The sequence below is a fragment of the Allohoeflea poritis genome (assembly GCF_027889715.1).
GTDB classification, from domain to species: domain Bacteria; phylum Pseudomonadota; class Alphaproteobacteria; order Rhizobiales; family Rhizobiaceae; genus Hoeflea_A; species Hoeflea_A poritis.
The window spans coordinates 18,911-32,814 of record NZ_JAPJZH010000009.1 but is presented as its reverse complement, the minus strand read 5'-3'; the positions used below and the strand labels follow the sequence as shown (position 1 = coordinate 32,814).

General features: G+C 60.1%; 13 protein-coding genes. 11 read left to right on the top strand and 2 right to left on the bottom strand.

Annotation, left to right across the window (positions count from 1 at the left end):
- Positions 1-96: 96 nt before the first annotated feature.
- Positions 97-900, bottom strand: a complete 804-nt coding sequence (xth, locus tag OOZ53_RS15015) for an exodeoxyribonuclease III (RefSeq protein ID WP_271090458.1) — start codon at positions 898-900, stop codon at positions 97-99.
- A 10-nt stretch (positions 901-910) separates the two neighbouring features.
- A complete protein-coding gene (gene erpA, locus OOZ53_RS15010; RefSeq protein WP_271090457.1) occupies positions 911-1,246 on the bottom strand; it encodes an iron-sulfur cluster insertion protein ErpA in 336 nt (111 codons plus the stop codon).
- A gap of 103 nt (positions 1,247-1,349) precedes the next feature.
- Between erpA and OOZ53_RS15005 the strand changes: the two genes are divergently transcribed.
- The 11 genes from OOZ53_RS15005 (at position 1,350) to serS (ending at position 13,878) form a co-directional block, all read left to right on the top strand.
- Positions 1,350-2,564: a deoxyguanosinetriphosphate triphosphohydrolase gene (locus OOZ53_RS15005; protein WP_271090456.1), complete on the top strand. Its 1,215-nt coding sequence runs from the start codon at positions 1,350-1,352 to the stop codon at positions 2,562-2,564.
- A 69-nt stretch (positions 2,565-2,633) separates the two neighbouring features.
- Positions 2,634-4,394, top strand: coding sequence for an arginine--tRNA ligase (gene argS / locus OOZ53_RS15000; RefSeq protein ID WP_271090662.1), 1,761 nt, complete (start codon positions 2,634-2,636; stop codon positions 4,392-4,394).
- 62 nt (positions 4,395-4,456) lie between these two features.
- A complete protein-coding gene (locus tag OOZ53_RS14995; protein WP_271090455.1) occupies positions 4,457-6,865 on the top strand; it encodes an SPOR domain-containing protein in 2,409 nt (802 codons plus the stop codon).
- 91 nt (positions 6,866-6,956) lie between these two features.
- On the top strand, positions 6,957-7,985 hold the full coding sequence (gene nagZ / locus OOZ53_RS14990; protein WP_271090454.1) for a beta-N-acetylhexosaminidase: 1,029 nt from the start codon (positions 6,957-6,959) through the stop codon (positions 7,983-7,985).
- Between the two features lie 9 nt (positions 7,986-7,994).
- Complete coding sequence (locus OOZ53_RS14985; protein ID WP_271090453.1) at positions 7,995-8,855, top strand: segregation and condensation protein A; 861 nt, start codon at positions 7,995-7,997, stop codon at positions 8,853-8,855.
- A 1-nt stretch (position 8,856) separates the two neighbouring features.
- Positions 8,857-9,600 (top strand): SMC-Scp complex subunit ScpB, encoded by a 744-nt coding sequence (gene scpB, locus OOZ53_RS14980; protein WP_425499156.1) that lies wholly within the window; start codon positions 8,857-8,859, stop codon positions 9,598-9,600.
- A 36-nt stretch (positions 9,601-9,636) separates the two neighbouring features.
- Positions 9,637-10,728, top strand: a complete 1,092-nt coding sequence (locus OOZ53_RS14975) for an ABC transporter ATP-binding protein (RefSeq protein ID WP_271090452.1) — start codon at positions 9,637-9,639, stop codon at positions 10,726-10,728.
- Between the two features lie 44 nt (positions 10,729-10,772).
- On the top strand, positions 10,773-10,973 hold the full coding sequence (locus OOZ53_RS14970; protein ID WP_271090451.1) for a twin-arginine translocase TatA/TatE family subunit: 201 nt from the start codon (positions 10,773-10,775) through the stop codon (positions 10,971-10,973).
- Between the two features lie 77 nt (positions 10,974-11,050).
- On the top strand, positions 11,051-11,677 hold the full coding sequence (tatB, locus tag OOZ53_RS14965; RefSeq protein WP_271090450.1) for a Sec-independent protein translocase protein TatB: 627 nt from the start codon (positions 11,051-11,053) through the stop codon (positions 11,675-11,677).
- On the top strand, positions 11,674-12,519 hold the full coding sequence (gene tatC / locus OOZ53_RS14960) for a twin-arginine translocase subunit TatC (RefSeq protein WP_271090449.1): 846 nt from the start codon (positions 11,674-11,676) through the stop codon (positions 12,517-12,519). The genes tatB and tatC overlap by 4 nt, the downstream gene beginning before the upstream one ends.
- Positions 12,520-12,594: 75 nt before the next feature.
- Positions 12,595-13,878 (top strand): serine--tRNA ligase, encoded by a 1,284-nt coding sequence (gene serS, locus OOZ53_RS14955; RefSeq protein ID WP_271090448.1) that lies wholly within the window; start codon positions 12,595-12,597, stop codon positions 13,876-13,878.
- Positions 13,879-13,904 lie beyond the last annotated feature (26 nt).

Below are 13,904 nucleotides of genomic sequence, written 5' to 3'. Positions count from 1 at the left end.
CGGATGCTGTATTCAAACATGTGCATATGATGCACCCATCGGCAACGAACCGCAAGCGGTTACCCGGAAACGGACCGGTGTCACAAATTTTCGGGCTTATGCGGGCTGAAACGCCAGTTCAGCGACAACCGGCACATGGTCCGAGGGTTTTTCCCAGCCGCGCACGTATTTTTCGATATCGGCCGCTTCAAGCCGGTTTGCCGCCTCGGGCGACAGGAGCAGATGATCGATCCGGATGCCGTTGTTCTTCGGCCATGCGCCGGCCTGATAGTCCCAGAATGTGTATGTCTTTTCCGCATCCGTCGTGTTGCGGATCGTTTCTGTGAACCCGAGATTCTCGAGCCTTCGGAACGCGGATCGCGTTTCTTCGCGAAACAGAGCATCGCCCTCCCACGCAGCCGGATCGTGGCAGTCGAACGGTTCGGGAATGACATTGTAGTCGCCGGCCAGCACCAGTGGTTCTTCAAGCATCAGCCGCTCGGATGCCCATTTTTCCAGCCGTTGCATCCAGCTCAGCTTGTAGGGGTACTTTTCGGAATCCACGGGATTGCCGTTGGGAAGGTAAAGGGAAACGACGCGCAGCACACCGCCCCTGACTGAAAACACACCCTCGATGAAGCGTGCCTGTTCATCGGGCTCGTCGCCCGGCGACAGCAGGGGCAGGCCGCGATTGACTTCGTCCGGCACCTGTTTCGAAACGATGGCGACGCCGTTGAATCCCTTCTGGCCATGTGTTTCCACATGATAGCCGACCGCTTCGATGGCTTCGCGCGGGAATCCTTCGTCAACGGACTTTATCTCCTGCAGGCAGGCGATATCCGGGCGACTGTCCTCAAGCCAGCTGACAAGGTTATCAAGGCGTGCCTTGATGCCGTTGATGTTCCAGCTGGCAATTTTCATGAGGGGTCTTTCAGATTGTGAAACTCGTACCGCAGCCGCAGGATGCAATCGCGTTCGGATTGTTGATCTGGAACGACTGTCCCATCAGATTATCGACGAAATCGATTTCCGAACCGCCCATGTAAACAAGGGAAAGCGAATCGATCAGCACCCGGGCATCGCCCTTTTCAAGCACCAGATCGTCTTCCCCGGCTTCGTCGGCGAGGTCGAACTTGTAGGAAAATCCGGAGCAGCCACCGCCTTCGACGGATACGCGCAAAGCGGTCTTGTCCTGCTCGGAGGCCAGAATGTCGGCGATCCTGATAGCGGCAGCGTCCGACAGCGTCACTTCATTTGTCTGTGTCATGCAACCTCCTCACCGAGTTAAAGGCTCGGAGAGATTGTGATTGGTCATCGTTGGTCTATAGGTATGAACAACGGCAGGCCGCGTCAACGGGGAAGGCGGAACAATGACCATTGACGACAACGCGCTCGGCTTCGGCTCCGGCGCGCGGGCGGTGTGGGCAAGCGATCCGAACAACAGCAGGGGACGGCTTTATCCGGAGGAAAGAAGCCGCACGCGTTCGGAGTTCCAGCGCGACCGCGACCGTATCGTGCACAGCACGGCCTTCCGCAGGCTCAAACACAAGACCCAGGTCTTCGTCGCGCATGAGGGCGATCATTTCCGGACCCGTCTGACGCACACGATCGAAGTCGCGCAAATCGCACGGGCGCTGGCCCGGGCGCTGCGGATCGACGAAGACCTGGCGGAAGGAATCGCCCTGGTTCACGATTTCGGTCATACACCGTTCGGCCATACGGGCGAGGATGCGCTGGACGAACTGCTCGAGGACCATGGCGGGTTCGATCACAACGCACAATCTTTGCGCATCGTCACGCAGCTCGAGCGCCGCTACGCGCGCTTTGACGGGCTCAACCTGACCTGGGAGAGCCTCGAAGGGCTGGTCAAGCACAACGGTCCGCTGGTCGACAAATCCGGCGCCGGCACGAATGGCCCGGTTCCTCAGCCGATCCTCGACTACTGCGCATTGCAGGACCTGCAGATATCGACATTTGCAAGCCTGGAGGCACAGGCGGCGGCCATTGCCGACGACATCGCCTATAATACCCACGATATCGATGACGGTCTCAGAAGCGGGCTGCTCAGGCTCGAGATGCTGGACGACGTTCCCTTTCTCCGTGAACTGGTCCGGGACGTGTCGGAACGCTATCCGGGCCTGGAGGAAACGCGCATGATACACGAGATCATGCGGCGTCAGATAACGCTGATGGTCGAGGATGTGATCGCCGTGGCGCAGGCAAATCTGGCTCGCATGAAGCCGCAAAGTGCGGACGATATCCGTTCGGCCGATCTGGCATTCATTCAATTCTCGCCGGAATTCAAGGCCATCGACCGCAGCATAAAGTCATTTCTCTATGCCAATCTGTACCGGCATTCCGATGTCATGCGGGTTCGGCAGCAGGCGGCTACCATCGTCCGGGACCTGTTCCAGGCCTATGTGGACCAACCGGCGCTGATGGGCGGTCACTGGACCGAGGGCATGCGTGCGTTCAGCCAGGGGCAGATCTGCCGCCGGGTCGCCGATTACCTTTCGGGCATGACGGACAACTATGCCGTCAAGCAGCACCGTGCGCTGTTTGACCATACACCCGATTTGCGATAGTCAGCGGCAACTCTAGCCGGCTGGAAGATGCGGCTTGTCCCGCATGCGGCGTTTCCCGGATGAAATATGATGAATCTTTTCAAAGACTTTGAAGGTCGTGTTCTGAGTGCACTTGAGGCGCTGGAGCAGATTCAGGAGAAAAAGGACGGTATCAACCTGTCGAGGGTGTCTGTGGAGCCGCCGCGCGATCCGAGCCATGGGGATGTCGCGACCAATGCGGCAATGGTGCTTGCCAAACCGCTTGGAACAAACCCGCGCGCACTGGCCGATGAGATTTCGAACGTTCTTGAAAAAGACGCCGATATCGAACGCATTTCGGTTGCCGGCCCGGGTTTCATCAATATGAAGCTTTCCTCGACCTATTGGCAAAAAACGCTGGCGGCGATCATTGCCGAAGGCGAGGCCTACGGCCGCAGCGGGATCGGTGGCGGACAGAAGATCAACGTCGAATACGTGTCCGCGAACCCGACCGGACCGATGCATGTGGGTCATTGCCGCGGCGCCGTTGTCGGCGATTCGCTCGCCAACCTGCTTTCCTTTGTCGGTTTCGACGTCACCAAGGAGTATTACATCAACGATGCCGGGGCGCAGATCGACGTCCTGGCCCGTTCGGTATTCCTGCGTTACCGCGAAGCTCTCGGCGAGGCGATCGACGAGATTCCGTCCGGCCTTTATCCCGGAGACTATCTGAAGCCGGTCGGCAGCGCGCTTGCCGAGGAATTCGGCACGAGGCTGCGCGGCATGCCGGAAGGCGAATGGATGCCGATCGTGAAGGATCGGGCGATCGATGCGATGATGGACATCATCCGTCAGGACCTTGCCGCTCTCAACGTCACGCATGAGATTTTCTATTCGGAACGCAAGCTGCATGCGGACAATGCCAAGGCAATCCGCGAGGCAATCAACGACCTGACATTCAAGGGTCATGTCTACAAGGGCAAGCTGCCGCCGCCCAAGGGGCAGAAACCGGAAGACTGGGAAGATCGCGAACAGACACTCTTCAAGTCAACAGATGTAGGCGACGACATCGACCGGCCGCTGATCAAGTCGGATGGTTCCTACACCTATTTTGCCGCTGACGTTGCTTATTTTCACGACAAATTCGAGCGTGGCTACAAGGAGATGATTTACGTCCTTGGCGCCGATCATGGCGGTTACGTCAAACGCATGGAGGCCGTCGCCAAGGCCGTCTCCGAGGGCGAGGCGAAATTGACGGTTCTGCTGTGCCAGTTGGTCAAGCTGTTTCGCGGCGGCGAGCCGGTGCGTATGTCAAAGCGTTCCGGGGACTTTGTTACGCTGCGCGATGTGGTCAATGAAGTCGGCAGTGATTCGGTGCGATTCATGATGCTTTACCGCAAAAACTCCGAACCTCTGGACTTCGATTTCGCAAAAGTCACCGAGCAGTCGAAGGACAATCCGGTCTTTTATGTCCAGTATGCGCATGCGCGCTGCCACTCGGTTTTTCGCCAGGCAGCCGAGGTTTTCGCGGATGTTGATCTGGAAAGCGTCGACTATTCCGATGCCGTGGAAGACATGATCACCGATGAAAGTGAAATTCAGCTGGTTGCAAAACTTGCGGAATTTCCCAGGATCGTGGAAAGTGCTGCTGCGGCGCACGAGCCGCACAAGATCGCATTTTACCTTTACGATGTCGCGAGCGCGTTTCATGCTCACTGGAACAGAGGCAAGGAAACGGCGGAATTACGGTTTATTAACAATACGAAACCAAAATTGAGCATGGCCAGGCTTGGACTGGTTAGAGCTGTGGCGGCGGTGTTGAAGTCTGGGCTGTCAATAGCCGGGACGAGCGCCCCGGTTGAGATGCGTTGAGCGTCACCTTTTGCCCACAATGTGCTGGCAAGACAAAATGCTCAATGTAGCGAGTGAACGGAATGGCCGACAATCGAATTTCTGAGACGCGCGAGCCCGCGGACAAGGATCAAAAGAACGATGATCCGCTCTCCGAGCTGGCGCGAATTGTGGGATTTGAGGACGACGGCACGACCTCTGCCGACGATGTTCAGGAGACAGCGCGACCCGGCTCGGGATTCGATCTCGAGGCGGAGTTGATGCGTGAGCTCGAGATCGATGTTACAGCGCCTGACAAAGCGGTCGAAGCTGCTCAGCCGCAGGAACAGGTGGTGGCGACCGAGCAGATCCGGCAGGACCTTCAGGACACGGCCTCCAAGAAATTGAATGAGAAAGTAACGCCGATCCAGCCCGACCTCGAAACGGGCACAGCCGGCGGCGCGAAGGAAGCCTGGCCGCATGCGACTGTGGGCGCAGCAGCCCAGATGACGAGCCTGGAAGCGGAATTGCAGGCAGCGTTTTCGGCGCTGGAAGGCAGGAATGCGCGGCCGGACCCGGAGCCCGTTCCGGAACCAGAGCCCATTGTTGAACCAGAATACATAGCTGAACCCGAACCGGAACCAGAGCAGGTTGTTCCGCAGTCAACACGACAGCCGGCACAGGAAGCTCGTATGCCGGCCGCATCCGCGGCGCCGATCGAGACCCTGTCGGAAAGCGACGAGCTTAAGGAAGCCTATGACCGCCTGCAGAAGGATCTGGACGCGGCCAAACCTGCCGAGGAAGAGCCGGTCAGCGACGGCAGTGAACTGACGGAAATGCTTCTTGCGGAGATGGCGGAAGTCGAGTCTCAGGCGCAGGAAGCCTCAGCCGATGTGGCGGCAATGCCGTTCGATCCCTCAAGCATCACCGAATCGGATTCGTCTCCGGAGACGATGTCCAATCTCAGTGTGCCGGAACAAGTGGAAGAAGAAACGCCACGACGCGACGCTGGGGATAATGATTTCGGCCTGCCGCTGGAAGATGAACTGGATGCGCTTGCCGCACCCGATCCGTCGGAGTTTGCCGCGCCGGATGACCATGACCGCGCGTCGGTCGACTACACGGATTCGAGCCTTGAGCCGACGGCCGTGGAATCCGCGGCGATCTATGGCGGCGATGAGGCGACGGCGCGGATTCGCTATGACGACGAACCGGGAATGGACGAATATCAGGACGATTATGAGTCCGATGTGTTTCCCGGCGATGATTTCACTGTCGAAGATCTGGCAGCGCCACCCTTTGACGACATGTCCGACGGCCAGGAAGAGCGGACCGGGCGCCGTGGCCTTGTCGCTGCGGCCGTGGTGCTTGGCATAGCTGTTGTCGGCGGCGGCGGTTTTTACTTGTGGAACAGTTCGCTTGGCGGCGACAGCGCATCCGACGGACCGCCGGTCATTGCCGCGGACAATGACCCGGTCAAGGTAAAACCGGATGACCCCGGTGGGAAAACTGTTCCAAATCAGGACCTTGCGGTCTATGAGAGGGTTGCCGGCAATGACACTTCGGCCAATCCCGACCAGAATCTGGTGACCACGACGGAAGAACCGGTCGATGTCGTCCAGCGCACCCTCGATCCGCAGACATTGCCGCTCGAAGGTCGCGGAACCGCGGTCGAACAGACGGCGAAGGCGGAGGACAGGCTGGCAGCTTCCGATCAGCTCGATCCCGATCCGACCGCTACCGAAGCCGGCGCCAATGGCGTTGCGCCGCGCAAGGTCCGCACCCTTGTGGTCAAACCCGATGGAACAATCGTCGCAAGGGAAGCTCCGGCTGCTTCGGAAGTCGCTCCCGCGGCATCGTCCGGGCAACAGGCAGACGCCTCGACCCAGAGCAATCTGACGTCGGATGTCAATGGCTCCGCGCAGGCGCCGGTTGCTGTCGCCTCTGCGTTGCCGGCCGCCACAGCATCCACGTCCGACAGCCTTGCCGGGTCTGCCAGCAATGGCTCTAACTCGGCTCAGAGCGCGGCACTGCCGCCGATTGACGAGAATTTGCGCGACTCAGGCGCCTTGCCATTGCCGGAAAGCCGCCCCTCCGCATCCAACACGGATCCGACCCAGGTCGGTTCCGCGACGCCGAACAATGCGGACCTTCGGGCCGCGGTGGCCGCGCCGGTGCCGGAAACGCGCCCTGCAGAGCAACCGGTCAACATCGTCGAGGCGGTGACCGAACGCGGCAACCTGGCCGGAACCACACCAGCTGCCAATCCCGGCGGATACATGATGCAGATTTCTTCGCAGCCGTCCGAGGAAGCCGCCAGACAGTCATATCAGAACCTTTCGCAGCGCTATGCCTCGATCATCGGCGACAAGGGCGTGGATTTCCAGCGGGCGGACATTCCCAATCGTGGCGTGTTCTACCGGGTGCGCATTCCCGCCGGATCGAAGGCGGAAGCCAACAGCCTTTGCGCGCGGTACAAGGCAGCCGGCGGCAGTTGTTTCGTCGCCCGTTAAGCTCTTCACGTGGTTGATGCCCGGATCGCGTGCGACAGGCGACACCGTTTAGTGGGCTATCCTTTGTGAAGCAGCGGTGTATGATTCGTATATGACCGAATCAAAAGCGATGATCCTTGGATGCGGCGGATTAGCGCTAACGGATGAGGAAAGAGCCTTGTACAGGGCAGAGCGCCCGTGGGGCTTCATCCTGTTTGCCCGCAATGTCCATGAACGCAATCAACTCGTCGACCTTGTCGCGGACATGCGTGACTGCGTCGGCAGAAGCGATGCGCCTGTCCTGATCGACCAGGAGGGCGGACGAGTGCAGCGGATCAAGCCGCCGCTCGCACCGAAATACCCTCCGGCGTCGGTTATCGGATCCCTGTATGAGGCCAGTGCCGATGAGGGGCTGCGCGCCGCGTGGCTGATGGGGCGTCTGCACGCAGGGGACCTGTCGTCGTTCGGAATTAACGTCAATTGCATTCCGGTTCTCGATGTTCCGGTCGAGCATGGTCACGACGTTATCGGAAACCGTGCCTTCGCGCGGGACCCGGATGCAGTCATACAGCTGGGCCGGGCAATGGTGGACGGCCTGACCGCCGGCGGCGTACAACCGGTCATGAAACACATGCCCGGTCATGGTGGCGCCCTGGTGGACAGCCATCTTCAGCTTCCGGTGGTCGATACCCCGGTTGATGCATTGGAAAAACGCGACTTCGCACCCTTTGCCGCGTTCAGCGACCTGCCGATGGGGATGACGGCGCATATTGTGTTTTCGGCCATCGACAAAGACAACCCGGCGACCTCTTCCGCGGTCGTGGTGAAAGAAATCATCCGGGATAAACTGGGATTTGACGGCCTGCTGATGTCGGACGACCTCTCCATGAAGGCACTTTCTGGGGATTTCGGTACCAAGACCGATGCAATCTTCAGGGCAGGATGCGATGTAGTGCTCCACTGCAACGGTTCGATGCAGGAGATGACGCAGGTTTGCGCCCATACGCCGGTGCTGCGCGATGCCGCAGCCGAACGCGCAGCCCGCGTGATGTCCCTGTTCGGTGCCAGCGAGTGGGCCGATATGGCCGCGCTGCGCACGGAGTTTGACGGCCTTGTTGCGGAGAGCATGTCGCATGTCTGAGGTCCTGCCATGGTGAACGCGCTGCGCGAACAGCAAAGTCCAAACGAGGCGAAAGCCCCGATGGACCAGTTGTGGGAGAATGCGGACAGCTCCGATCGGGGCATCGGCGAGCCGTCGCTCGTGGTCGATATAGACGGTTTCGAAGGACCGCTCGACCTGCTGCTGCACCTGGCGCGCAACCAGAAAGTCGATCTGGCACGCATATCGGTGCTGGCGCTGGCGGAACAATATCTGTCATTCGTCGACAGCGCACGGCGCCTGCGCCTGGAACTTGCCGCCGACTATCTGGTCATGGCCGCATGGCTGGCGTTCCTGAAATCGAAACTGCTGATTCCGCAAAAGAGCGACGGCGATGAGCCGACGGGCGAGGAAATGGCCGCGCAACTGGCGTTTCGCCTGAAACGGCTCGAGGCAATGCGCGACGCGGCAACGCGACTGGTCAACCGGAACCGTGTCGGCCGCGAAGTGTTTGTTCGCGGTGATCCGGAACCCGTCATCATCGAGCGCAAGTCGGAGTTCGAGGCAACGCTGTATGATCTTCTGAACGCCTATGCGGGGCTGCGGCAGCGGCAATCGGTCACCCAGGTGACCATTTCAAAGCGCAGGGTGTGGTCGCTGGGCGATGCCCGCGTCATTTTGCAGCGCATGATCGGCGATCTGCACGAATGGACGGCGCTTGACCATTTCCTGGTCCGCTATCTGAGCGATCCGGAAGAGCGGGCGACGGCGATTGCCAGCGCGTTTGCCGCTTCGCTGGAAATGGTCAGGGAAGGGCGCCTTGAGATGCGGCAGGAGGTGCCATTCGCGCCGCTTTACCTGCGGCGGGGACAGAATGTCTCCGACCCCGCGGGACCAGAGGAGGAAGCCTAGCATGTCGGAAGGAACACAGGCCAATATTGTGCCCTTTGACAAGGATGCTGTTCCGGCCGTCGAGGCGGGCGAGGACGCGGACACGGCACAGCGCGCCATGCACGAGGCGGAACGCATCGCGGAGGCGCTGGTGTTTGCGTCTGCGGAGCCCATCTCCGAAAAGGCGATTGCCGAAAAGCTTCCGGAAGGGACCGACGTGTCGGCCGTCATGAAGCGCCTTGCCGGGTTCTACAGCCTGCGGGGTGTCAATCTGCGACGCATCGACGATCATTGGGCTTTCCGCACGGCCGACCATCTTTCCTTCCTGATTCATCGCGATCAGACCGATGTGCGCAAGCTGTCGCGCGCGGCGCTCGAAGTGCTTTCTATCATTGCTTATCACCAGCCGGTCACGCGAGCGGAGATTGAGGAAATCAGAGGCGTCGCGACATCCCGCGGCACGCTGGATGTCCTGCTTGAGTCGGGGTGGATCAAGATGCGCGGCCGCCGCCGCACACCCGGAAGACCCGTCACCTACGGCACGACGCTCGATTTCCTCGATCATTTCGGCATGGAGGAACTGCGCGATCTGCCGGGACTGGACGAGTTGAAGGGTGCCGGTTTGTTGTCGTCACGAATTCCGTCCAACTTCAAGGTGCCGGTTCCGCCGGCAAATGACGACCTTGCAGAGGACGAAGATCCGATTACGCAGATGGATCTGGAGGAGCTGGGCCTCTTGACACCGCTGGGTGAAGGAGACGAGTAGTAGGCTGAAGCGTAAGTCAGTCGAAGAAAGCAGCCATTGACCCCAGCCTCATCTCAGCATGGCGTCCAGCCAAGCGCCGGTGTGACCTTTGCCGCCGAGTTGGCGTTTGAAGACATCAGGCATGACTATCAGGGCCAATTCACGCTCGACGGCGTTTCGCTTCAGGCTGCGCCCGGCGAGGTGCTTTGTCTTCTGGGCCCGTCAGGTTCCGGAAAAACGACTTTGCTGCGCCTTGCGGCCGGGCTGGAAGTGCCGCGCGAGGGACGCATCCTGCTGAACGGCCGGGAGGTCTCCGGACCCGGCGCGTTCATTCCGCCCGAACGCCGCGGTGTCGGGCTGATGTTCCAGGATTTTGCGCTGTTTCCGCATATGACAGTGTTCGAGAATGTCCGTTTCGGCCTCAATGCGCTGTCGGAGAGTGAATCGAAGAAGGAAGCGATGGTCGCGCTGGAGCGGGTGGGGTTGACCAACTATGCCGATCAGTACCCGCACGCCCTGTCGGGCGGAGAGCAGCAGCGGGTGGCGCTGGCGCGCGCGCTGTCTCCGCGCCCGTCCGTTCTGCTGATGGACGAGCCGTTCTCTGGCCTCGATTCGCGATTGCGGGACACAGTCCGTGACGAGACGCTCGCCATATTGCGGGAGACGCGTGCGACGGCGCTGATGGTTACCCACGATGCGGAAGAGGCAATGCGCATGGCTGACCGTATCGCTCTCTTGAAGGACGGGCGGCTGATCCAGGTGGGTTCCGCCGAGGATCTCTATTACCGTCCGGTCGATTTGTTTACGGCGGCATTCTTCTCGGAATTGAACGTGTTTGAAGGGCACGTGCGGGAGGGCCGCGTCGAGACGCCGCTCGGAACATTTTCGGCAAAAGATGCCGCCGATGGAGGCAGGTTGTCGGTGGCCATCAGGCTTTCCAGCGTCGAGGTGAAGGAGCGTGACGGCGATATTCCGGCGCGTATCGTCTTCCGGCGCTTTCTGGGCGTGGTCGAGCAACTGGGTCTGGCGGTGCCGGGAACCGAACAGGTCGTGCAGGCAAGATTGAAGGCCGGACAGCTGCCGACAGGATTGCGCGAGGTGATGCTTTGCGTTAACGACCATGACATAATGATGTTTGAAAGTGGGTAGAAAGAACCTACATCAACCGATGAGATCCTCAGGGAGATAAGAGTATGGGTAGTTTTAGCATTTGGCACTGGCTGATCGTGCTGGTCGTGGTGCTGTTGCTGTTTGGCCGGGGCAAGATTCCGGAACTGATGGGCGACGTCGCAAAGGGCATCAAGAACTTCCGCAAGGGAATGGGTGAAGACGAGTCTGCCGACACGGCCAAAACGGTTGAACACAAGGCCGATGAAAAAACGGAAAAAAGCTGACCGGGGCACAGCCGCAGAATAATCCGCTTTCTTCACACGCATGTTGACCGCGGCGGACGCTGCGGGGAGGCGCATTTATGTTGGATCTTGGCTGGCCGGAACTTCTGGTCGTAGCGCTGGTGCTGATCCTTGTCGTCGGGCCGAAAGACCTGCCGGGAATGCTGCGCACGTTCGGGCGCACGACCCGCAAGTTGCGCGCGATGGCGGGCGAGTTCCGAAGCCAGTTCGACGAGGCTCTCAAGGAGGCGGAGCTCGACGATGTCAAGAATGTCCTCGACGAGGCCAAGCAGCTCAATCCGACAAACATCCTGAAGGAGGCGATTGATCCGATCCGCGATGCGGGCAAGGAGATCAAGGCCGACCTCGACAAAGCGATGAAGGAACCGGCGGCGGAAAGCAAACCGGCAGCGACAAAGGCCGAGGCGAAGTCGGAGCCCGAACCGAAGAAAGCGGTGAAATCGGCTACCGGCAGCGCGGCAACGAAGAAAAAGCCGCCCGCGGCCAAGACGGAAGCCAAGGCGGCGAACAATGGCGCGAAAAAGAAGGCAGCGCCGCGCCGCAGCACGACTCGAAAGCCTGCCGAGAAGAAACCGGTTTCGGCTTCCAAACCAGCATCTGAAGCGAAGAAGCCGGCGCGGCGCGCAGCCACGCGCAAGACCGCGCAGGCTTCCAAATCCGCAAAAACCAGCGGAGAGACCGCGTGACCACCGAGGAACTAGACGATACGGCTCAGCCGTTGCTTTCGCACCTCATTGAGCTGCGCCAGCGCCTGATGTGGGCTGTTGGCGGTTTTTTCGTTGCCTTTCTGGTCTGCTTCTTCTTTGCCAAGCAATTATTCAACCTGCTGGTCGTGCCGTTTTCCTGGGCCGTCGAATGGGCGGGCCTCGAAGGCCGTCAGATCGAGCTCATCTACACGGCCCCGCAGGAATTCTTCTTCACGCAGATCAAGATTGCCATGTTCGGCGGTCTCGTGATCGCGTTCCCGATGATCGCGGCGCAGGTCTACAAATTCGTCGCACCGGGGCTCTACAAGAACGAGAAGGCGGCGTTCCTGCCCTTTCTGATCGCATCTCCCTTGCTGTTCCTGCTTGGCGGCGCTCTGGTCTACCTGTTTTTCACGCCGATGGTGCTGTGGTTCTTCCTGTCGATGGAACAGCCTGCAGACGGCGGCAAGGTGGCGATCGAGCTGCTTCCGAAGGTCTCGGAATATCTCGACCTGATCATGACGCTGATCTTTGCCTTCGGTCTGGTCTTCCAGCTGCCGGTGGTCACCACGCTGCTGGCCCGTGTCGGGCTGGTGACAGCCGACGGGCTGGCCTCGAAGCGCAAATACGCGATTGTTGCCGCCTTTGTCGCGGCCGCCATATTGACCCCGCCCGATCCGGCAAGCCAGATCGGCCTTGCACTTCCCACCATCCTTCTCTACGAGATTGCCATCTATGCAGCCCGAATCGTGGAAAAACGGCGCGCCGAGAGCGGGGCCGAGGATGAATCCGATGCACCGTCCGATGACGAGAATGCATCCTCCGAGGCCTCCACACCATAACGTCGTGTTTCCGGTATTCGACACCGGCTCTGCAAGACAAACCGTAATTCTCCAGCCTGAAACTGGGCCACGAACATGCTTGATATCAAATGGATACGTGAAAACGCCGATGCGCTCGATGCGGCTCTTGCCAGCCGTGGTGCGGAGCCGTCGGCATCCGATCTGATCAGATTTGATGAAGAGCGCCGTCAGCATGTGCAGAAATTGCAGGACATGCAGGCGCGCCGGAATGCGGCCTCCAAGGAAATCGGCGCGGCCATGGGACGCAAGGACCTGGAGACGGCCGAGAGCCTCAAGGCCGAGGTCGCCGAGCTGAAATCTGCGCTTCAGGCGGCGGAGGAGGATGCACGGGTTCTGGATAGCCGTCTGGAGGATGCGCTCGCCGGAATTCCCAACATCCCGCTCGAGGAAGTGCCTGTCGGCGCCGATGAGGCCGACAATGTTCAGGAGCGCCTTGTCGGCGAGAAACCCGGCTGGAACCATGCGGCTATGGAGCATTTCGATATCGGCGAAGCGCTCGGCCAGATGGATTTCGAGACTGCCTCGCGGCTTTCGGGCAGCCGCTTTGTTGTGCTGCGAAGCCAACTCGCGCGCCTTGAGCGCGCCCTCGGACAGTTCATGCTCGACCTGCACACGAGCGAGCACGGCTATACGGAAGTGCAGCCACCGCTCCTGGTGCGCGATGAGGTGGCGTATGGTACCGGGCAATTGCCGAAATTTGCTGATGACCTGTTCCACACGACGGATGGCCGCTGGCTGATCCCCACAGCCGAGGTGTCACTGACCAATCTGGTGCGCGAGGAAATCCTCGAGCACGATCAGCTGCCGCTTCGTTTCACAGCGCTGACGCCGTGTTTCCGCCTTGAAGCCGGCGCCGCCGGGCGCGATACGCGCGGCATGCTGCGCCAGCACCAGTTCAACAAGGTCGAACTCGTTTCGATCACCGATGCGGAAACGTCCATCGACGAATTGGAGCGCATGACGTCGTGCGCGGAAGAAGTGCTCAAGCGGCTCGGCCTGCATTACCGGGTCATGGCGCTGTGCACGGGCGACATGGGATTTGCCGCGCGCAAGACCTATGACCTGGAGGCCTGGCTGCCGGGGCAGGGCACGTATCGCGAGATTTCGTCCTGCTCCGTCTGCGGCGACTTCCAGGCGCGCCGCATGCAGGCGCGTTACCGGATACCCGGTGAAAAAGGTGTCCGGTTCGTGCACACGCTCAACGGCTCCGGTGTCGCCGTCGGCCGGGCGCTGATCGCTGTCATGGAAAATTATCTCAACGAGGACGGTTCCGTCACGGTGCCCGATGCGCTGCTGCCCTATATGGGTGGCCTGACGCGTATCGAGCGCGCCGACTGACGGGATTGCGGAAGGAAAGAGACCTT